The sequence below is a fragment of the Streptomyces sp. NPDC017991 genome, assembly GCF_044328075.1.
Classification (GTDB): Bacteria; Actinomycetota; Actinomycetes; order Streptomycetales; family Streptomycetaceae; genus Streptomyces.
The window spans coordinates 289,983-310,469 of record NZ_JBIRGP010000004.1; the positions used below are offsets into that span (position 1 = coordinate 289,983).

General features: G+C 70.0%; 17 protein-coding genes and 1 tRNA gene. 10 read left to right on the plus strand and 8 right to left on the minus strand.

The window, feature by feature from the left end:
- Positions 1–86: 86 nt before the first annotated feature.
- From pknB to ACH4DZ_RS14060, 6 genes are all read right to left on the minus strand, one after another.
- Complete coding sequence (gene pknB / locus ACH4DZ_RS14035; protein ID WP_398287312.1) at positions 87–2,084, minus strand: Stk1 family PASTA domain-containing Ser/Thr kinase; 1,998 nt, start codon at positions 2,082–2,084, stop codon at positions 87–89.
- Between the two features lie 169 nt (positions 2,085–2,253).
- Positions 2,254–3,744, minus strand: a complete 1,491-nt coding sequence (locus ACH4DZ_RS14040; RefSeq protein WP_398287314.1) for a peptidoglycan D,D-transpeptidase FtsI family protein — start codon at positions 3,742–3,744, stop codon at positions 2,254–2,256.
- Positions 3,741–5,180: an FtsW/RodA/SpoVE family cell cycle protein gene (locus ACH4DZ_RS14045; protein ID WP_398287315.1), complete on the minus strand. Its 1,440-nt coding sequence runs from the start codon at positions 5,178–5,180 to the stop codon at positions 3,741–3,743. The genes ACH4DZ_RS14040 and ACH4DZ_RS14045 overlap by 4 nt, the downstream gene beginning before the upstream one ends.
- Before the next feature lie 26 nt (positions 5,181–5,206).
- Positions 5,207–6,775 (minus strand): Stp1/IreP family PP2C-type Ser/Thr phosphatase, encoded by a 1,569-nt coding sequence (locus tag ACH4DZ_RS14050; RefSeq protein ID WP_398287741.1) that lies wholly within the window; start codon positions 6,773–6,775, stop codon positions 5,207–5,209.
- 90 nt (positions 6,776–6,865) lie between these two features.
- Positions 6,866–7,390 (minus strand): FHA domain-containing protein, encoded by a 525-nt coding sequence (locus tag ACH4DZ_RS14055; protein ID WP_398287316.1) that lies wholly within the window; start codon positions 7,388–7,390, stop codon positions 6,866–6,868.
- 10 nt (positions 7,391–7,400) lie between these two features.
- Complete coding sequence (locus ACH4DZ_RS14060; protein WP_398287317.1) at positions 7,401–8,267, minus strand: FhaA domain-containing protein; 867 nt, start codon at positions 8,265–8,267, stop codon at positions 7,401–7,403.
- A 523-nt stretch (positions 8,268–8,790) separates the two neighbouring features.
- Between ACH4DZ_RS14060 and ACH4DZ_RS14065 the strand changes: the two genes are divergently transcribed.
- The 3 genes from ACH4DZ_RS14065 to ACH4DZ_RS14075 all read left to right on the plus strand — a co-directional run bounded on the left by ACH4DZ_RS14065 (position 8,791) and on the right by ACH4DZ_RS14075 (position 10,854).
- Positions 8,791–8,877: transfer RNA gene (locus ACH4DZ_RS14065), tRNA-Leu, on the plus strand.
- A gap of 369 nt (positions 8,878–9,246) precedes the next feature.
- On the plus strand, positions 9,247–9,711 hold the full coding sequence (locus tag ACH4DZ_RS14070) for a hypothetical protein (RefSeq protein WP_398287318.1): 465 nt from the start codon (positions 9,247–9,249) through the stop codon (positions 9,709–9,711).
- 465 nt (positions 9,712–10,176) lie between these two features.
- Positions 10,177–10,854 carry an NAD-dependent epimerase/dehydratase family protein gene (locus ACH4DZ_RS14075; protein ID WP_398287319.1) on the plus strand — a complete coding sequence of 226 codons (678 nt, stop codon included), beginning with the start codon at positions 10,177–10,179 and terminating at the stop codon, positions 10,852–10,854.
- Positions 10,855–10,936: 82 nt separating this feature from the next.
- On the opposite strand, the gene ACH4DZ_RS14080 is transcribed toward ACH4DZ_RS14075, so the two are convergent.
- Positions 10,937–11,596 carry an FMN-dependent NADH-azoreductase gene (locus ACH4DZ_RS14080; RefSeq protein WP_398287320.1) on the minus strand — a complete coding sequence of 220 codons (660 nt, stop codon included), beginning with the start codon at positions 11,594–11,596 and terminating at the stop codon, positions 10,937–10,939.
- Between the two features lie 150 nt (positions 11,597–11,746).
- Between ACH4DZ_RS14080 and ACH4DZ_RS14085 the strand changes: the two genes are divergently transcribed.
- From ACH4DZ_RS14085 to ACH4DZ_RS14100, 4 genes are all read left to right on the plus strand, one after another.
- Positions 11,747–12,118 carry a helix-turn-helix domain-containing protein gene (locus ACH4DZ_RS14085; RefSeq protein WP_189771308.1) on the plus strand — a complete coding sequence of 124 codons (372 nt, stop codon included), beginning with the start codon at positions 11,747–11,749 and terminating at the stop codon, positions 12,116–12,118.
- 199 nt (positions 12,119–12,317) lie between these two features.
- Positions 12,318–13,730, plus strand: a complete 1,413-nt coding sequence (locus ACH4DZ_RS14090) for a DUF2252 domain-containing protein (protein ID WP_398287742.1) — start codon at positions 12,318–12,320, stop codon at positions 13,728–13,730.
- Between the two features lie 619 nt (positions 13,731–14,349).
- A complete protein-coding gene (locus ACH4DZ_RS14095) occupies positions 14,350–15,171 on the plus strand; it encodes a J domain-containing protein (RefSeq protein ID WP_398287743.1) in 822 nt (273 codons plus the stop codon).
- A gap of 127 nt (positions 15,172–15,298) precedes the next feature.
- Positions 15,299–15,628 (plus strand): rhodanese-like domain-containing protein, encoded by a 330-nt coding sequence (locus tag ACH4DZ_RS14100; protein WP_398287744.1) that lies wholly within the window; start codon positions 15,299–15,301, stop codon positions 15,626–15,628.
- A gap of 130 nt (positions 15,629–15,758) precedes the next feature.
- Here the strand turns inward: ACH4DZ_RS14100 and ACH4DZ_RS14105 are convergent, their stop codons facing one another.
- Positions 15,759–16,895, minus strand: a complete 1,137-nt coding sequence (locus tag ACH4DZ_RS14105; RefSeq protein ID WP_398287745.1) for an acyl-CoA dehydrogenase family protein — start codon at positions 16,893–16,895, stop codon at positions 15,759–15,761.
- Positions 16,896–17,296: 401 nt separating this feature from the next.
- Between ACH4DZ_RS14105 and ACH4DZ_RS14110 the strand changes: the two genes are divergently transcribed.
- From ACH4DZ_RS14110 to ACH4DZ_RS14120, 3 genes are read left to right on the plus strand one after another with little or no spacing between them, the layout of a single operon-like run.
- Positions 17,297–18,181 (plus strand): DUF5819 family protein, encoded by an 885-nt coding sequence (locus ACH4DZ_RS14110; protein WP_398287321.1) that lies wholly within the window; start codon positions 17,297–17,299, stop codon positions 18,179–18,181.
- The gene (locus tag ACH4DZ_RS14115) at positions 18,178–19,737 is read left to right on the plus strand and encodes an HTTM domain-containing protein (protein WP_398287322.1); all 1,560 of its coding nucleotides are present in this window, start codon (positions 18,178–18,180) and stop codon (positions 19,735–19,737) included. The genes ACH4DZ_RS14110 and ACH4DZ_RS14115 overlap by 4 nt, the downstream gene beginning before the upstream one ends.
- Complete coding sequence (locus ACH4DZ_RS14120; protein ID WP_398287323.1) at positions 19,734–20,483, plus strand: TrmH family RNA methyltransferase; 750 nt, start codon at positions 19,734–19,736, stop codon at positions 20,481–20,483. Before ACH4DZ_RS14115 ends, ACH4DZ_RS14120 begins: the two co-directional genes overlap by 4 nt.
- Positions 20,484–20,487: the final 4 nt, after the last annotated feature.

Sequence of the window (20,487 nt, forward strand, 5' to 3'; positions counted from 1 at the left end):
CGCGCCCACCCCGTACGACGACGAGGCCCCGGCCCCCTGAGATGGGGGCCGGGGCCTCGTCGTCATCCGGTGGGACGGAGGGGGCGTCAGCCCGAGCCGCCTCCGAGGAAGCCGCCGCCGTTGCCGCCGTTGTTCCCGCCGGCGTCGACCGTGACGAGGTTGACCTTGTCGCCGGCCTTCACCTCGTTGCCCTGCCCCGGGTCGCTGGCGAGGACGATGGCGTTGTCGTCCTGCGAGCCCTGGATGTTGCCGACCTGGAGCTGGCTCTGCGAGAGGACCTGCTTGGCCTGCGCGAGGGTCATCTGGGTCACCTTCGGCATGGCGAACTTCTGCGGCTCTTCTTCCTCCGGCTTCGCCTTGCCGATCTGGATGGTGACCGTGGACCCCGGGTCGGCCGGCGAGCCCGCCTGCGGCGAGGTCGAGACGACCTTGCCGACCAGGTTGTCGTCGTCGGTCTCCACCTCGGTGCAGGTACCCGTCAGATCGTTCTGATCCATCTGGGCCTTGGCCTGGTCACAGCTCTGACCGCCGACGTCGGGAACGGTGGACTGTTCCTTCTTCTTGGCGACGGTGAGAGTGATCGTGGAGCCCTTCTCCACCTCTTCGCCCGAGGACGGGTCCTGGTCGAGGACGGTGCCCGGGTCCTCGCTGGACTCCTTGCTCTCCGTCTTGACCTCGAACTCGTACTTCTCGCCCTCAAGCTTCTTGGTCGCCGTGTCCACCGGGTCGTCGATGACGTTGGGAACCGCCACCTTCGGCGCCCCCGTCGACACGGTCAGCGTGATCGTGTCGCCCTTCTTGACCTCTGTCTTCGCGGCCGGGGTCTGGTCGCAGACGCTGTCCTTGGGCGTGTTCTCGCACGGCTTCTTGTTGATCGTGAGTTCGAGCTCGCGGTTGGACGCCATCTGTTTGGCGTCGGTCAGGGTCCGGTTCACGAAGTTGGGCGCGTCGAACGTGTTGTCCCCGCCGCCCCCGTCGCCGCTGAACGCCCACTTGCCGATGAGGATCGCGCCGATCAGCACGAGCACACCGGCGACGACCAGCAGGATCGTCGAGGTGTTGTTCTTCTTCTGCTGGCGGCGCCGGCCGGCCCGGTCGTCGTAGCCGAAGGCGCCGTCGTCCGGGTTCTGCGGAGGCAGCATCGTGGTGTGCTGGCCGTCGGAGGAGCGCAGGGCGGTGGTCGGCTGGTCGTCCGGGTAGCCGCCGTAGCCGACCGAGCCCATGGCCGCGGTGGCCGCGACCGGCTGGCCGTCGAGGCAGGCCTCGATGTCGATGCGCATCTCGTCGGCGGACTGGTAGCGGTAGTCCGGGTCCTTGGTCAGCGCCTTCAGGACGATGGCGTCCATCTCGGGCGTGATCTCGGGGTCGAAGACGCTCGGCGGCTGCGGCTCCTCGCGCACGTGCTGGTAGGCGACCGCCACCGGGGAGTCCCCGATGAACGGCGGGCGCACCGTCAGGAGCTCGTACAGCAGACAGCCCGCCGAGTACAGGTCGGAGCGGGCGTCGACCGGCTCGCCCTTGGCCTGCTCCGGCGAGAGGTACTGCGCCGTCCCTATGACGGCCGAGGTCTGCGTCATCGTCATACCGGAGTCGCCCATCGCACGGGCGATGCCGAAGTCCATGACCTTGACCTGGCCGTTGCGCGTCAGCATGACGTTCGCGGGCTTGATGTCGCGGTGGACGATGCCGGCGCGGTGCGAGTACTCAAGGGCCTGGAGGATGCCGATGGTCATCTCCAGGGTGCGCTCGGGCAGCAGCTTGCGCCCGGAGTGCAGCAGCTCGCGCAGCGTGGACCCGTCGACGTACTCCATCACGATGTACGGGATGGAGATGCCCTCGATGTAGTCCTCACCCGTGTCGTACACGGCGACGATCGCGGGATGGTTGAGCGAGGCGGCCGACTGGGCCTCCCGGCGGAAGCGGGCCTGGAACGACGGGTCGCGCGCGAGGTCCGCTCGCAGCGTCTTCACCGCTACCGTGCGGCCGAGCCGGGTGTCATGGGCGAGGTGTACCTCCGCCATGCCACCACGGCCGAGCACGTGGCCCAGCTCGTACCGGCCGCCGAGGCGACGCGGCTCTTCCATAGCTACCTACCAGCCTTTTCCGACGGTCCCGACCACACCACGTGTGGTCCGGCGGTGTGCTGTCCGGGCATACCGTACCCGGACCGCCTTGACTGACCTGGCCACAACCGTCACCCGATACAGGACCGGTATCGCACCGTGCACCGATGTGATGGGGACGTGAGCGGGGTCACTTCTTGCTGTCGATGACTGCCTTCATCACGTCCCTCGCGATCGGAGCGGCGAGACCACCGCCGGAGATGTCGTCACGGTTGGCACTCTCGTCCTCGACCACCACGGCGACGGCGACCGGGGAGCTGCCGTCGTCGAGCTTCGCGTACGAGATGAACCAGGCGTACGGGTTCTCGCTGTTGTCGACACCGCGCTGGGCGGTACCGGTCTTGCCGCCGACGGTGACGCCGCTCTCGTTGATCTGGCCCTTGGTGCCGGTGCCCTCCTTGACGACCGTCTCCATCATCGACTGAAGGATCTGGGCGTTCTTCTCGGACAGCGGCTCGCTCATCTTCTCGGGGTCGGTCTGCTCGATGACGTCGAGGCTCGGCGCCTGGAGCTTGTCGACCATGTAGGGCTTCATGAGCGTGCCGTCGTTGGCGACGGCCGAGGCGACCATCGCCATCTGCAGCGGAGTCGTGGCGGTCTCGAACTGACCGATCGAGCTGAGCGCGGTCTGCGGCTTGTCCATCTTCTCGGGGAAGTTGGAGGCGCTGGAGCGGATCGGCACGAACTGCTCCTCGTTGAAGCCGAACTTCTTCGCCGTCTCCAGCATGTCCTCCTTGCCGACGTCGACGCCCAGCTTGCCGAAGACGGTGTTGCAGGACACGCGCAGCGCCTCGCGCAGCGTCGCGTTCTTGCAGGGGATGTTCCCCTCGTTCTTCAGCTCGGTGGTGGTGTCCGGCAGGGTGTACGGCAGCGGCGAGTCCGTCTTCTCATCGGCGCTGTCGACGATGCCGTGCTCCAGCGCCGCCGCGGCCGTGACCACCTTGAAGGTAGATCCGGGCGGGTAGATCTCGCGCAGCGCCCGGTTCTGCATCGGGTCGTCCTTGTTGTTCTTCTTCTGCAGCTTGGTCCAGGCGCTGCCGTCGACCTTGGTGGAGTTCCCGGCGAAGGTCGAGGGGTCGTACGAGGGAGTGGAGGCCAGCGCCAGGATCGCGCCGGTCTCCGGGTCGATCGCGGCGACGGCGCCCTTGCCCTGCTTCAGCAGCCCCTTGTACGCGGCCTTCTGCGCGGCGGCGTTGAGCGTGGTGACGACATTGCCGCCCTCCTGCTTCTCGCCGGTGATCATGTCGAGCGTGCGGCGGAAGAAGAGCCGGTCGTCGTTGCCGGTGAGGATGCCGTCCTCGATGCTCTCCAGCTGCGTGGCACCGAAGGCCTGCGAGGCGTAGCCCGTGACGGGGGCCCACATCGCGCCGTCCTTGTAGGTGCGCTTGTACTCGAAGTCGTTGAAATCGTCGCCGTTCGTCTTGGTGGACCCGGTGATCGGGTTGCCGTCGACGATGATGTCGCCGCGCGGTGTGGCGTAGCGCGCGATGGCGACGCGGCGGTTCTTCGTGTCGTCCTTCAGCGAGTCCGCCTGGACGTACTGGATCCAGTTGTCGCGGATGAGCAGGGCGAGGACGAGGAGCCCGCAGAAGATCGCGATCCGGCGCAGGGGCTTGTTCACGGTCGGACCACCTGGGTCATCTCGGCGTCGGGGTTGGGTGCGGGGGCCGGCGCGGGCCGGCGGGCGGTGTCGCTGATGCGGATCAGGATGCCGATGAGTGCCCAGTTGGCGATGACGGACGAACCTCCGTACGCCAGGAACGGCATCGTCATACCGGTCAGCGGGATCAGGCCCATGACGCCGCCGGCGACCACGAAGACCTGGAGGGCGAAGGCGCCCGACAGCCCGATGGCGAGCAGCTTGCCGAAGGGGTCGCGGGCGGCGAGGGCGGTGCGTACGCCGCGTTCCACGATCAGGCCGTACATCAGCAGGATCGCCATCACGCCGGCCAGGCCCAGCTCCTCGCCGAAGGTGGCGAGGATGAAGTCGGAGTTGGCGGCGAAGCCGATGAGGTCGGAGTTGCCCTGGCCGAGACCGGTGCCGAGGGTGCCGCCGGACCCGAAGGCCCACAGGGCCTGCATGGACTGCTCGGTGTGGCCGATGACGCCCTGCTGGCTGAGCTCGTACTCGCGCATCGGGTCGAGCCAGGCCTGGACGCGCTGCTGGACGTGCGACTCGAAGGAGGCCACGCCGACGGCGCCGGCCGCGGACATCAGCATGCCGAACACGATCCAGCTGGTCCGCTCGGTGGCGACGTACAGCATGATCACGAACATGCCGAAGAAGAGCAGCGAGGTGCCGAGGTCGGTCTCGAAGACCAGGATCAGGATGGAGAGGGCCCAGATGACGACGATCGGGCCGAGGTCACGTCCGCGCGGCAGGTAGAGCCCCATGAAGCGGCGGCTGGCCAGGGCCAGGGCGTCGCGTTTCACCATGAGATAGCCCGCGAAGAACACCGCCAGGGCGATTTTCGCGAACTCACCGGGCTGGATGGTGCCGAGGCCGGGGATCTTGATCCAGATCCGTGCGCCGAAGACGTTCACGCCGAGGCCCGGGACCAGCGGGAGGAGCAGCAGGATCACCGCGGCGACCATGGAGATGTAGGTGTAGCGCTGCAGGACGCGGTGATCCTTGAGGAAGACCAGTACGACCACGAACAGGGCGACACCCAGCGCGGAGTTCAGCAGCTGGCGGGGAGCGGCCTCGAAGAAGGTGTCCTTGGCCTGCAGTCGTTGTGACTGGTCCAGGCGCCACACGACCGCCAGGCCGATGCCGTTGAGCAGCGTGGCCAGCGGCAGCATCAGCGGGTCGGCGTACGGTGCGAATTTCCGTACGACGAGGTGGCCGACGCCCGCGAGCAGGCCGAGACCGAGGCCGTAGCTCAGCAGGCCGGGCGGCACCGAACCGTTCATGGCCAGACCGACGTTGGCGTAGGCGAACACCGAGATGAGCACGGCGAACACCAGTAGCGCGAGCTCGGTGTTGCGCCGGCTCGGTGTGCCGATCGAGCCGATCGTGGACGTGTGGTGCGTCGACGTGTTGGAAGTACTGCTCATCGTGTGACAGGGCCCCTCACGGCTGCTTACTGCTTACCGCACAGCGAGACCAGCTTCTGCTCTTCGTCGGAGAGGCTGGGGCCGGGTGTCGGAGTGGGTGCGGTCGTGGACTTGGACGGGTCGGACGACGGACCCGACTGGGTCGCCGTCGGCGTCGGTGTGGCCTTGGACGCGGCGGAGGTCCGAGTGGTTCCCGTGACCCCGCCGGCCTCGCCCTCACCGGTCTTCGCGTTCTGCTCGCTATCGGCCTTGCGGCGGTCGGCGTCCTTCTTGCACGCGGACGCCTGCGTCTGCAGCTCGTCGATCTTCGACCGGGCGTCGTTCAGACCGCCCTCGGTGATCGTCGCCTTGACCTGCTTCTGCTGGTACGGCGGCAGGTACTTGAGTTCGATCTCCGGGTGGTCCTTCTCCACCTTCGAGAGCGAGACCCAGGCGAGGTCCTGGCTGATGCCGCGGTACAGCGCGACGTGCTCGTCGTTGGCGCCCACGTAGTACTGCGTCTGTGTCCAGCGGTAGCCGCCGTACAGTCCGCCGCCGATGACGCCGAGCGCGAGCACGATGTAGAAGGATCTCTTCAGCCACTTCCGGCCGGAGCGCGGCTTGACGAAGTCCTCGTCGGAGTAGTCGCCGAACCCTCCGGTGGGTACGTAACCGGTGGCGTCGCCGCTGCCGGGCGGGCCGAACTCGCCGCCGCCCTGTCCGGGCACCTGACGGCCGAGGCCGGAGGCGCGGCCGGCGGGCGTCTGCATGGCGCCGTTGTCGTGCAGCTGGTTCTGGTTCTCGGCGACCGCGCCCACGACGACCGGGGTGTCGGAGAGCTGCCCGGCGAGGGTGTCCCCGCCGTCGATGTCGAGGACGTCGGCCACGATGACGGTGATGTTGTCGGGGCCGCCGCCGCGCAGCGCGAGCTCGATCAGCTGCTGAACGGTCTCCTGGGGGCCCTGGTAGCTGGCGAGGGTGTCCTCCATCGTCTGACGGGAGACGACGCCCGAGAGCCCGTCGGAGCAGATCAGGTACCGGTCGCCGGCGCGGACCTCACGGATGGAGAGATCGGGCTCGACGTGGTCGCCGCTGCCCAGCGCGCGCATGAGGAGGGACCTCTGCGGGTGGGTGGTCGCCTCTTCCTCCGTGATCCGTCCCTCGTCGACGAGGCGCTGCACCCACGTGTGGTCCTGCGTGATCTGCGTCAGCACGCCGTCCCGCAGCAGATAGGCGCGCGAGTCGCCGACGTGCACGAGGCCGAGCCGCTGACCGGTCCACAGGAGGGCGGTGAGGGTCGTCCCCATGCCTTCGAGCTGGGGGTCCTCCTCGACCATCATCCTGAGCTGGTCGTTGGCGCGCTGCACGGCCGTGCCGAGCGAGGTGAGGATGTCGGAGCCGGGCACGTCGTCGTCGAGCGCGACGATCGTGGAGATCACCTCGGACGAGGCGACCTCCCCGGCGGCCTGGCCGCCCATCCCGTCCGCGATCGCGAGCAGCCGCGGGCCGGCGTAACCGGAGTCCTCGTTGCCCTCTCGGATCATGCCTTTGTGCGATCCGGCGGCGAAGCGCAGTGACAGACTCATGCGCACCTCGCCCGTCGGCTCCGGGTACATCCGCACGGTGCCCACCCTCCGGTCGGGAGCGCGCCGGGGTCCGTCGTGGGGACCGCCGCTGCTCGCTCGCTCCGCTCGCTCATTGTCGTACTACTTCCGCAGCTCGATGACGGTCTTGCCGATGCGGATCGGCGCGCCCAGCGGAACCGGCGTGGGGGTCGTCAATCGGGTCCGGTCGAGATACGTGCCGTTGGTGGACCCGAGATCCTCGACGATCCACTGGCCGTCACGGTCCGGGTAGATCCTGGCATGCCTGCTGGATGCGTAGTCGTCGTCCAGCACGATGGTGCTGTCGTGTGCGCGGCCCAGCGTGATGGTCTGTCCCTGAAGGGCAACGGTCGTGCCCGTGAGGATGCCCTCCGAGACGACGAGTTTGGTGGGAGCGCCGCGGCGCTGACGGCCGCCGGCGCTGGGCGCCGCCTGCTGTCGCTGCGGTGGCGGTGCGCTCTGGCGCGCAGCGGCCTGTTGCGGCCTCTGGGCTTCCCGTCGCGACCCGCGCTGTGTGACACGCGTTCCGAACAGGTCGCTGCGGATGACCTGCACGGCCACGATCACGAACAGCCACAGTACGGCCAGGAAACCCAGCCGCATGACCGTGAGGGTCAGCTCTGACATTGCCCCCGCTTCACCCTTCGGCTTGCCGGTAAATGATGGTGGTGCTGCCCACGACGATCCGCGAGCCGTCGCGGAGCGTAGCGCGGGTGGTGTGCTGCCCGTCCACCACGATGCCGTTGGTGGACCCAAGATCCTGGACGGTCGAGGGCGTTCCGGTCCGGATCTCACAGTGCCGGCGCGAGACGCCGGGGTCGTCGATCCGCACGTCGGCTTCGGTGCTGCGGCCCAGCACGAGCGTCGGGCGCGAGATCTGATGGCGGGTGCCGTTGACCTCGATCCAGTGCCGCGTACGTCCACCAGGCTGCGGGGCCGCGGCGGGCCGCTGGCCCGCGGGGGAGCCGCCCGGACGTCCGGGCGGCGGTGCGGCGGGCATGGGCGGAGCGGCCGCGGGCGGATAGCCGTAGCCACCGCCCTGACCACCCGGCTGACCGCCTGCCTGGCCGCGGGCGGCCGCCGGGGGCGGGCCCGCGGGGGCGCGCTCGGGAGCGCCCTGCTGGTTGGCGGAGGAGGCGAGCGTACGACTGCGGACCCGGTACAGGCCCGTGTCGAGGTCGTCCGCCTTCTCCAGGTGGACCTTGATGGTGCCCATGAACGTGTAACGCTGCTGCTTGGCGTAGTCGCGCACCATGCCGGCCAGCTCGTCGCCGAGCTGGCCCGAGTAGGGGCTGAGACGCTCGAAGTCGGGCGTGCTCAGCTCCACGATGAAGTCGTTGGGGACCACGGTGCGGTCCCGGTTCCAGATGGTGGCGTTGTTGTCGCACTCGCGCTGGAGCGCTCCCGCGATCTCCACCGGCTGGACCTCGGACTTGAACACCTTGGCGAAGGTGCCGTTGACCAGACCTTCGAGGCGTTGCTCGAACTTCTTCAGGACTCCCATGGGGCACCTCCTCCTGTGTCGTCGCCCTGGTACTGCTTACTGATCGTATCCACGCGCCGGGAAATCGGCTGGTTCCCCCTGTCGGCCCGGTCGACAGATGTCGACGCCCACTGAAGTCCCCTCCCGCTGTTCCCGCCGAAGTCCCTCTTCGAACTCCCCCGAGGCACTCCGTATGGGAAGGATCGTAGAGGCGGCCCCACCACAGTGTCCCGCACGCGGCAGCGGACCCCGGCCCCCTGACGGGGAGATGGCCGGGACCGGTACGAGGTTGATACGTGAACCGGTTCCGCTTGGTACGTGGCAGCCGGGGCCGGTGGGATCCGGGGCGCCACGGGAGTCGGCCGTGCTGGTGTCGTGCTGGTGACGACGGGATGACGCGGAGGCCGGTCACCGCGTCGCGGACCTCCCGCCGGCCCCTTGCCGCCCCTGGAAACGGATGTGAATCCACCCCCTCCAGCGTGCTAATCTTCTCGATGTCGGAAGGCGCTCACCCACCTGGTGAGAGACGGATGACACACCCAATGCGCGGGTGGCGGAATAGGCAGACGCGCTGGATTCAGGTTCCAGTGCCCGAAAGGGCGTGGGGGTTCAACTCCCCCCTCGCGCACCAGTGGAGACGGGTCTCCGTCAGAACGAAAGTTCTGACGGGGGCCCGTTTCTCGTTCCCCCGCCACATCATCGGCGCCACCCTCCGACCGACCGACGACGCGGCACGGCCCTGGCGGTGAGGTATCTCACGGCTGGGGCCGTCGTGTGTTTGTGGGGCGGTCGATGCGGGCGCGTTGGACGACGGTCGGAGGTCCGTCAGGGGTGGCCGGAGGGCAGTTCGATGGGCTGGTGGTCGGAGAAACGACTCAGCTTGTCAGCGGGATACCACGTGATCACTCAAGTCGGTGAACCATCCCATCATCCAGGAACATGATCGACGTGACGGAGTTCATTCCGGTCGGAAGAGATTCTCCGCCGGAAGGAATTGTTCATGGCCGCGCTTTTTCGATCCAGGCTCGTCATTGCCGCCACTGCCGCCTGCGCTCTCGTGCTGACGAGTCCCTCGGTGGCGCAGGCCGGCGCCGTCGGGTCGACCCCGGTCCGAACCTTCGAGTACAGCGTCGGTGGCATGACCATGAAGGTCCCGACCGGCTGCTTGTTCACACACATCATCCGTGGTGGCGGGAAGAGGATCACCTACCAGAACGCCGGTGTGGACTGTGCTTTCGTCGCCGCGCTCGGCAGCGGTTTCTGCAACTGGCGGATCGACTTCACGTATGGCAACACCAGCAACAAGACCTACCGGACGTCCCGCGGGCGGACGCACCCCGAGTGCAAGATCGATCCGATGCGGAACAACTCTCCTCGCACGCTGCCTCGTTATGGAAAGGCGTGTGCGCACCTCTACGTGACAGGGGTGCGGCGAGTGAGTCAGTGCCATCACATTACGAAGTGAGCTGTTCATGATCGGTCAGCAGCAAGAGCGGGAGCAGCAGGAGAAGTCGCGACGGCGCTCGGCCGGGGTCGTCGCGTTCGTGGCGGGCTTTGCGGTGGCGTTCGCGTTCTTCGCTTTCTTTCCCGGGCTTCCGCATGTCATCGACTGGGGAGCGATCTTCGTCTCAGTCCTTGTGGGAGCGCTCGCCCGGTGGGTCTGTCGGGGCTGGATGGGAAGGGGCGGTAGGGGGCGTCGAGGGGACACTTGAGTTCCGGGAGTTTCCGTTGCGTGGTGGGTCTCCGCGTCCTTGGGGGCGCGGGGAGCGGGCGGGCGGCGCGATCGGCTACAGCGGACTCGCAGTCGTCGTACAGGCGGCGGGTGCCCCGGCCAATGAGCGGTCCGTGTGCGGAGGTTCGACGGTGACGTATCTCACGGTCCGGAGGGCCTAGGGTGCCTGTCCGGACTACGTGGTGGGAGTGGGGCTCTGTGAAGGTGATCCTCTTCGGGGCGACCGGGATGGTCGGGCGCGGGGTTCTGCGGGAGTGCCTACGGGACGCGGCGGTCGAGAGCGTGCTCGTGATCGGCCGTACGGCGGTGGGGGTCACGCATCCGAAGCTGCGCGAGGTCGTCCGGGCCGATCTCACCGACCTCGCCGACCTCGACGGGCCGCAGGGCGAACTCTCCGGGTACGACGCCTGCTTCTTCTGCCTCGGCGTCTCGTCGGCGGGCATGAAGGAGGCCGCGTACCGCAAGGTCACGTACGACCTCACGCTCTCCGTGGCGCGCGCGGTGGCCGCGTCGAGTCCGGGGCTGGCCTTCTGTTACGTGTCGGGGCAGGGGACCGACAGTTCCGCGCGCGGGCGGGTCATGTGGGCGCGGGTCAAGGGGGAGACGGAGAACGCGTTGCTCGCGCTGGACGGTGTGGACGCGTACATGTTCCGGCCCGGGCTCATCCAGCCGCTGCACGGGATCACGTCCAAGACGCGGGTCTACCGGGTGGTCTACGCGGCGACCGGGCGTCTGCTGCCCCTCCTGCGGAAGCTGGCGCCCCGCTGGATCACCACTACGGAGCAGGTCGGTCTGGCGATGGTCGCCGTGGCTCGCGGCGAGTCCGGGGTCCGGGTGCTGGAGACCGAGGAGATCAACAGGCTCGCGGGCGCGTGACGCGCGCCCCGCCCGCGGCGGCGGGGCGAGGCGAGGCGCGTGTCCGTGCGGCGCTGTGCGGTGGGGCGTGGAGGCCGGGGCGTCAGGCGGCCTTCGGGGCGAGTTGCTCGGCGAGGGTCCGTCCCTTGGCGGCCGCGTCCTCAAGGGCCTTGTCGCGGGACGCCTCGAAGAGCGGGACCAGGTCGGCCAGCGCCGGCATGTGCGGGGCCATCGTGAGCTCCGGGACGATGAATTCGACGTCCAGGCCGAGCATGTCCTTGAGGACGGCCCCCAGGTAGTTCTGTACGTACTCGTAGCCCTCGCGGGGCGTGCCCGGCCCGTAGGCGCCGCCGCGGCTGGCCACGACGGTGACCGGGGTGCCCTTGGCGGACTGGGTGTCGCCCGCGGTGCGGCCGACGACGACCACGTTGTCCACCCACGCCTTCAGGGTCGACGGGATCGAGAAGTTGTACATGGGCGCGCCGATCAGGACGGCGTCCGCCTGCTCCAGTTCCTCGATGAACTCCAGGCGCGCGGCGAAGGCCGCGGCCTGCTCCGGGGTGTGTTCCGACGGGTCGGCGAATACGGCGCTGTGGGCGTCGGCGGTGATGTGCGGGACCGGGTGCGCGGAGAGGTCGCGGTAGATCACGGTGCCCTCCGGGTGCTGCTCCTCCCAGGCCTTGCGGAAGGCGTCCGTGACGGAGCGGGACGCCGAGGCGGAACCGGGAAGGACGGACGAGTCCACGTGCAGCAGGGTGGCCATGGGTTCTCCATTTGCGGTGTTCGAAGGGTCGGGTCGCGGGTGGGCCGGAACAGCGCCCGCTCACGGTCTTGCTTTTTTGTTCGTAACTATGAATAACACAGGAGCTTACTTTTTTTCATCCCCGTACGGGACGGCAAGTACCCTGAAGTCATGGCGGTCCAGGAAAACCACGACGCTGCGTCGTGCAGGCGGGTCGACGACGGCATCACCCGTGTCTTCCAGGTGATCGGAAAGCGCTGGACGGGCCCGATCGTGGCCGTCCTCATGCCTGCCCCCGTGCACTTCGCGGACCTGCGCCGGGCCATCCCCGGCATCAGCGAGCGGATGCTCTCCGACCGGCTCACCGAACTGGCGGGTGTCGGAGTCGTGGTGCGCGAGGTCGACGAGGGGCCGCCGCTGCGCGTCTCCTACCGGCTGACGGAGGCCGGCTCCGCGCTGGAGCCCGCGCTCAGGGAACTGGGCATGTGGGCGGAGAAGTACCTGCTGGAGGACGGCCGATGCGCGGAGCAGTTCCGCAAGTAGCGGACCGGTCCGGGTCTCGTCCTCCCCGCTGAGCTGGGGTGTTTTCCACAGCCGCGGAGTTGTCCACAGGGGCTCACGCGAATCGGCGCCCGGCGGTACGGTCGTCACGAGTTGATGTTCGTGCGCGGGGGAGGCGGTTCGAGTGAGTGAGACCGGTGGAACGGTGACCGGCACGGCCGGCACGGCCGGCACGGGCGGAGTGGGCGGAGCGGCCGGAGTGGGCGGGACCGCCAGGATTCCGGCGGTGCGCGGGTTCGCGCCGTGGCCGGCGGAGGACTCGGCCAAGAAGGAGGGCAAGGCCCTCAGGGCACGCGTCCCGCGCGGCGCGCACGCGTCGCTCGACACGAACGGCGACCGCCCGGACGCGGTGACGGCCGTCGAGGAGTCCGGCCGGGGCCGGATACCCGAACTCACACCGATACGGGTGGGCAGGATGGCGGCCACGCCGTTCGCCTTCCTCCGCGGTTCGGCCGGCCTCATGGCGTACGACCTGGCGCGTACGCCCGTGACGGGCATCGGCGCCCAGATCTGCGGCGACGCGCACGCGGGCAACTTCGGCCTGTACGGGGACGCGCGCGGCGGCCTCGTCATCGACCTGAACGACTTCGACGAAACGGTGCGGGGACCGTGGGAGTGGGACCTCAAGCGACTGGCGACCTCGCTGGTGCTCGCCGCCCGTGAGGCCGGGGCGGACGAGGACACCTGCCGCAAGGCCGCGCACTTCACGGCCGGTTCCTACCGGCGCACGATGCGGCTGCTCGCCAAGCTCCCGGCCCTGGACGCGTGGAACGCCATTGCGGACGAGGAGCTGGTCTCCCACGCCGACGCGCACGACCTGCTCGGCACCCTGGAGCGGGTCTCGGAGAAGGCGCGGTCCAACACCAGCGGACGGTTCGCGGCGAAGTCGACGGAGGCCGTCGAGGGCGGAGGGCGCCACTTCGTCGACTCCCCGCCGGTGCTGCGCCGCGTCCCGGACGGCGAGGCCACCGCGGTGGCGCTGGCGCTGGAGGAGTACCTGGGCACGCTCTCCCCCGACCGGCTCCCGCTCCTCGCCCAGTACGCGGTGCACGATGTCGCCTTCCGTGTGGTCGGCACCGGCAGCGTGGGCACCCGTTCGTACGTGGTGCTTCTGCTGGACCACCGTGACGAGCCGCTCGTCCTTCAGGTGAAGGAGGCCCGCGCGTCCGTTCTGGTACCGCATCTGAAGACCGCGGGCCTTCCGCTGCCGGAGGCCGAGCACGAGGGCCGCAGGGTCGTCCTCGGCCAGAAGCGCATGCAGGTCGTCAGCGACAACCTCCTTGGCTGGACCACGGTCGACGGACGCCCCTTCCAGGTACGGCAGTTCCGCAACCGCAAGGGCAGCGTGGACCCCGCGGCGCTGGCCGCGGACCAGATAGACGACTACGCCCGGATGACGGGGGCGCTGCTGGCGCGGGCCCACGCGCACAGCGCCGATCCGCGACTGGTCTCGGGCTACTGCGGCAAGAACGAGGAGCTGGACGAGGCGGTGGCCGCCTTCTCGGTGGCGTACGCGGACCGGACCGAGGCCGACCACGCGGAGCTGGTGAAGGCCGTGCGCTCGGGGCGGATCGCGGGGGAGTTGGGGGTCTGAGGGCCGCCTGAGAGCGTGCGGGCGTGCGGGCGTGCGGGTGTGGGGGCGTGGGGTCCGAGGGGCCGCCAGCCGCTCTTGCGCGGGCGGGCGACCCGGACAGGCGACCCGGACAGGCGGCCCCGGGCACGCGCGGGTGGCGGGCCGTCCTTGGCCGGGCAGCGACCCTGGGTAGACGAGGGTCGCGGGTTGTCCTGGCCCCGCCCGGGGCGGGGCCAGGGTGGCCGGTGGAGCTGTGGCCTAGGCTGGGCGGGTGACGACCCCGGAAGCTGAGCAGTCCCCGTCCGAGCCGCCGTCCGAGCCCTCCGCGGAGCCGGTCGCCGGTGAAGCGCGTGCCGGTGCATCGCGTGCCGATGAGGCCGGTGCCGAGGAGGCCCACGCCGGAACAGGTGCCGAGTCGCCCGCCGTCGGGGGCGCCGATGCAGGCGCCGATGCGGGCGCCGAGCCGTCTGTCGCGGCGGTCGGCGAGTCATCTGCGGATGCCGGTACCGAGGCAGACGCCGAGGTCCGTGCAGAGTCGGTCGATGAGGTCCGTGCCGAGTCGGTTGATGAGGCCGGTGCCGCCTCGGGCGCGGACTCGGGTGCCGGTGCGTCGGCGGGTGCCGTCGGGGGCGACGAGCCCGTGGATGAGCGCGTGGATGGGGCCGTGAGTGACGGGGGCGAGCGGCCCGAGGAGCGGCTTGAGCGGGCCGTGCGCGCGGCCGAGCAGGCGTTGATCGAGTTCGAGATCGCGGTGGAGACGTTCCGGGTCGAGGTGGAGAACTTCTCCCGGCTGCACCACCAGCGGCTCGGCCCGATGTACTCGCGGCTCGACGAGCTGGAGGCGCAGATCGCCGAGGCGCGGGCGGCGAGCACCGGTGACCCGGAGGATGTGCGCAAGGCGAAGGAGGCCCGGGCCAGGGTCATGCCGATGCCGGGCATAGAGGAGCTGTTCCACGACTGGCTCGATTCGGACGGACTGTCCCCGGAGGCCTCGGCCATGCTGACCGAGCAGCCGGTGCGTCCGCCGCAGCGGGTGCGGCCGAGCGACGAGGCCCGCAAGCTCTACCGGGAACTCGTCCGCAAGGCACACCCCGACCTGGCGCAGGACGACACGGAGCGCGCGCGGCGCGACGAGTTCATCTCCCGTGTCAACGCCGCCTACGGCCGTGGGGACGAGGTCCTGCTCCGGGAGCTGTCCGAGGAGTGGGCCGCGGGACCGGTTTCGGAGGAGTGGCGGCCGAGCCGTAGCGAGGAGCTGTACGCCCGTCTCGAATGGCTCGCCCAGCGCAAGGAGCTGCTCGCGCTCGTGGCCCGCGACCTGGAGGAGAGCGCGATCGGCGGCATGCTCAAGATCGCACCGGACGACCCCGACCGGCTGCTGGAGGAGATCGCCGAGCAGTTGCTCACGCAGGTGAGCGAGCGGGAAGCGGAGCTGGCGGGTCTGCTCGGCAGCGGTGCCTGATCGCGCAGTTCCCCGCGCCCCTGAAGGAAGGGGCCGCGCCCCTTCCCTGATTGCTGCTTGCTGCTTGCTGTTGCTGATCGCCTGGTGGCGTTCGGGTAGCGTCGGGGCCATGAGTTTCGGAGCTGGTGTGCCCACGGTCGAGGTCGGAGATCTCGCGGACAAAGACTTCCTGCTGGACGTCCGGGAGGACGACGAGTGGCAGGCGGGTCACGCCGAAGGGGCCCTGCACATCCCCATCAGTGAATTCGTGGCCCGCTACGGCGAGTTGACCGAGGCGGCCCCGCAGGACGGCAGGGTCAACGTGATCTGCCGCTCCGGCGGCCGGTCGGCGCAGGTCGCCATGTATCTGAACCAGCAGGGCGTCGACGCGGTGAACGTCGCCGGCGGCATGCAGGTCTGGGCGGCCAAGGGCCGCCCCGTGGTGAACACGGAGGGGCAGCCGGGGTTCGTGCTGTAGCGGGCCCCCGGTAGTCCCAGGCCCCCGGTAGTCCCGGGACCTCGGCAGTCCCGGGGCCTCGGCAGTCTCGGGCCTCCGGCTTCGGACCTTGGGCCAGGGCTCAGCCGCTCAGCCGCCGCTCGGCCGCCGCTCAGCCCAGGGGGTGGGTCGCCAGCAGGTCGCCCAGCGCCTCCTCGTGTGCCGCCGCCGGGCCGAGGGACAGCTCCAGGTGCTTGGCCCAGGCGTGGTACCGGTGCAGCGAGTAGTCGGTGTCCGCGCCGAAGCCCCCGTGCAGATGCTGCGCGGTCTGCACGACCCGGCGTACGCCCTCGGAGGCCCAGACCTTGGCGACGGCCACGTCACCGGACGCGGGCAGCGCCCCGCCCGCTCCCGTGCTGATCCGCCACGCGGCCTGCCAGAGGGTCGCCTCCATCGCGCGCAGATCGATGTAGCGGTCGGCGGCCTGCACGGCCACGGCCTGGAACGTGGCGACCGGGAAACCGAACTGCTCCCGCTTGCCGGTGTATTCGCTCGTCATACCGAGGACCCGCTCGCCCAGCCCGAGGGCCAGCGCGCACGTTCCGGTGGCGAGCAGGTTCCGCAGCCCCTCCCACGCACCGTCGGCGTCGATGACGTCACGGGCGGGGATCCGTACGGAATCCAGGCGGAGTTCGCCGAGCAGCTCGCCCGTCGTCGAGATCTGCTCGGCGAGCGTCGTGCCCTGGTGGCTGCGGGGCACGAGAGCGAGCACGGACCGGCCCGTGCCGGTGCTCAGCGCGGGTACGAGGACGAAGTCGGCGTTCTGTGCCCAGGGCACGGCCGTCTGCAGCCCGTCCAGCACCCACGTGTCGTCCTCCTGCCGTGCGGTCACGGCGAGTTCGGCGCCGTCGTGTCCGGTACGTCCGTTCGCGGCGACCGTCAGCACCAGCTCGCCCCGGCCGGCCCGTACGAGCAGGTCGGCCTTCAACTCCTCGCCGCCGTAGGTCTGTACGGCCACGGCGGCAGCCGTGCTCTCCAGCAGCGGAACCCTGGCGAGTACCTTCGCCGACTCCCGCAGCACCAGGCACAGGGCGACGGCGTCCAGACCGGCGCCGCCGTGGCGCGCGTCGAGCAGCAGGCTCAGCAGGTCCGCGTCGGCGAGCCGGGCCCACAGCGCACGGTCGAAGTCGTCCGCGACGGCGCCCGCGGTGAGCGCGGGACTCGGTACGCCGTCCGGCGCCACCCCCGCGAAGACCGCCTTCGCCGCCTCCACGGCCGCCTGCTGTTCCTCGGTGAAGGTGAAGTCCACGGTCCCGTCCTCCCGGTCGGTTTGGCGGAGCGTCAAGATAGAACAGGTTCTACAAGAAGGGAACGGGGGCGGTCCGGACAGGTTCGGATAGGCCCGGACGGGCCTGGACGTTCTCGGGCGGGCGGGCGGGCGGGCCGGCCGTCGTCGCTCGCGTACGAAGGGGGCGTACGGAATTGCCGCCCCGCCCGGCTGACCGCCCTCCCACCCGACTGACTGGCCGACCGGCCGACCGATCGTTCGGTGTCGTCCCTTCGGGGGAAGGGCGGGCCGTAAGGTGTCCACCGCTCCGCTGTGCCCCCTGGGCTGTGCCGGGCGGGTGGGGCTGAGTACCGTTCCGGTGCGGCCGTCGCCGTCGCGGGACGGGCGGCGACAATCGGGCAGACATGGGGAAACGGGGCGCAATGGATGCGTACGACGAGGGCATGAACGCCCGTCCCGTCGCGGGCGAGCCCTCGGAGGCTTCCCCGGCCGCCCCCGTTCCCGCCACAGGCCCGCTCCCCGCCAGCTCGCCTCCCCCCGTCGCACCGCCCTCCGCCGGTCCTCCTGCCGGTCTGCCCGCCGGTCCTCCTCCCGCCGGTCCTCCTCCTGAGGGCATCGCCGCGCTCTCCCTCCCCTTCCAGATCTCCGCGGCCCTCGCGTTCGCGCTCGTCGCGGTGGTCGCCTGTGTGCACCTCGGCATGGTCTTCCTGCATGTCGCGCCGTCGAACACGGTCACCAAGCAGCACGGGCAGGCGATCGACGAGTGGATCTACCCGGAGTTCGAACAGAACTGGAAGCTCTTCGCGCCCAACCCGCTGCAGCAGAACATCGCGGTCCAGGTCCGGGCCGAGGTGAAGGACGTGGACGGCGCCATCAGGACGACCCGCTGGTACGACCTCTCCGCGCTGGACGGCCGGGTCATCGACGGCAATCTGCTGCCCAGCCACACCCAGCAGAACGAACTGCGCCGGGCCTGGGACTTCTTCGCGGCCACGCACGACAACTCGAACCGCCCGAACGGTCTGCGCGGTGACCTCTCTGAACGCTATCTGCGCCGCATCGCGGTTCTGCGCCTCGACCGCGAGGGGGCGGGCGGCCGGGGCGCCGTCGTCCGGCAGGTCCAGGTTCGTTCCCGTACGACCAATGTGCCGCCGCCGGAGTGGAGCCAGGAGCAGGTGTCCGACAAGCCCGTCCTGCGTCAGCTGCCCTGGTGGCCGGTGTCGGACACCGACCGGGCGGCCGGGACCCGGCCCGCCGTTTCCGCGGAGTCCGCGGACTCCGCGGAAACGGCGGCGAGCGCCCGATGAGCAACCACGAGAGCACCCCGGTGAGCGACCAGGAAAACACCCCGCCGAGCGACGACGGCGACACCCCCGTGAGCGATCGGGCCGGCACCCCGGTGAGTGCCCCGGAGCCTCAGCCGGCGCGCAGTGCCGGTCGTGAGCGGCTGGCCGGGCGGATCAGCCGTTTCGACCGTGGGCACCGGCTCGACCGGAGGCTGGGGTACGTCATCTCGCGCCTCACCGGGCAGGCTCTGGGGCCGTACCAGACCGCGGTGATCCGCATAGGTTTCGCCGGGACCTGGCTGCTCTTCCTGGTGCGGGAGTTCCCGCACCGCCAGGAGATGTACGGGCCCGACGGGCCCTGGAGCTGGGACCTGGCCCAGCAGCTCATCGCGAGCAACCACGCCTTCACCGCCCTGATGTGGGCCGACAGCCAGGTCTGGTTCGAGATCGTCTTCGGGTTTGCCGTACTCTCCGCGGCCCTGTTCGTGCTCGGCTGGCGCACTCGCACGATGTCCGTGCTCTTCCTGTTCGGGGTGCTCTCCCTCCAGAACCGCAGCATCTTCATGGGGGACGGCGGCGACAACGTCATCCACCTGATGGCGATCTATCTGGTGTTCACCCGCTGCGGCCAGGTGTGGTCGCTGGACGCGCGGCGCGAGCGCCGAGCGGCGGCACGCGCGCGTGAAGAGCATGCAGGGCGTGCAGAGCAGGTAGAGCAGGAAAGGCGTGAAGGGAAGCCGCAGCCGCAGCCGCAGCCGCAGCCGCAGCCGGACCGGAGTGGCGGGTGGCCGGACCGGGTCGGTATCGCCCTGTGGGCCGTGCTCGGCCTCGCTCTGGCGGCCGTCACGCTCGCGGGGAAGATCGACGGCGGAGTGCTGGGCGGCTGGCGGACGATCTATTGGGGGCTGTGGGCGCTCCAGGCCCTGTGGTGGCTGGCCGGCCGGTACGCCGCGCGGAGCGACCAGCCGCGGGTCTTCCTCGACGTCGTCGCCAACCTCGTCCACAACGCGGCCCTCTTCGTGATCATGGCCGAGGCGTGTCTGATCTACGCGACCGCCGGCTGGTACAAGATCCAGGGCTCGCGCTGGCAGGACGGCACGGCCGTGTACTACCCGCTGCACCTGGACTACTTCTCCCCCTGGCCCGCCCTGTCCGACCTCCTGTCCGCGAGCGGCACCATGGTGATGCTGGTGACGTACGGGACGGTGGTCGCGCAGGTGGCCTTCCCCTTCACGTTGTTCAACCGGCGGGTCAAGAACGTCCTGCTGGCGGCCATGATGACCGAGCACGCCGTGATCGCCGTGGCGCTGGGTCTGCCGTTCTTCTCCCTCGCGATGATCGCCGCTGACGCGGTCTTCCTGCCGACGTCCTTCCTGCGCCGCCTCGGCGGCCGGGCCACCCGCGCGCGTGAGTGGCTGCTCTCCGGGCTCTCCGGGCTCTCCCGGTTCGGGCGCCTCGGGCGGGCGCTCCCGGGGCCGCGCAAGGACTCCGGTGCGCAGTCGGGCGACGAGCCGGGTGAGGGGGCCCCGCGTCCCCCGGAAGCGGCCGATCACCCGCACGTAGGCTTCACGGCATGACGGACACCCGCGACCGCGAGCCTCTGAGCGTCTGGCACCGGCTCGCCGACACCGCCGTGCTGCTCGACGGCTTCCACGCCCTCAAGCACGCGCTGCGCTTCGGCGCGGAGGTCCCGGCGGCCGTCACCACCGACCGGACGGCCGCGCTCGCCCTCGCGGACGAGCTGGCCCCGGACGTACGGGAGACGCTGGACGTCCTCCTGGTGGAGGTCCCGGAGGCCGCGTACCGGACGCTCGTCCCGCGTGCGCATCCCACCGGGGTGGCCGCCCTGGCGGTACGGCCCTCACGTGAAGCCAACCTGCGGGCGCTGGCCCGCACGCCCCGTACCGCGCCCGTGGTCGTTCTCGACCAGCCGCGCAATCTCGGGAACGCCGGGGCGGTGATCCGGCTCGCGGCCGGATTCGGCGCGACCGGGGTCGTCACCACCGGCACGCTCGATCCGTGGCATCCCACGGTTGTGCGGGGCGGGGCGGGGCTGCACTTCGCCACGGCCGTCGAGCGGCTGGCCGTGGACGAGTTGCCCTTCGGGCCGGTGTTCGCCCTTGATCCGGAGGGTGCGGATATTCGGGCGCTGAAGCTTCCCGACGACGCGGTTCTCGCTTTCGGTTCCGAGCGGAGTGGGTTGTCCAGGGATCTGCGGGCCCGCACGGATCAGTTGGTGTCCCTGCCGATGCGGGCGCAGGTGTCCAGTTACAACCTCGCCACCAGTGTGGCCATGGCGTTGTTCCACTGGAGTGCGTCGTAGGCAC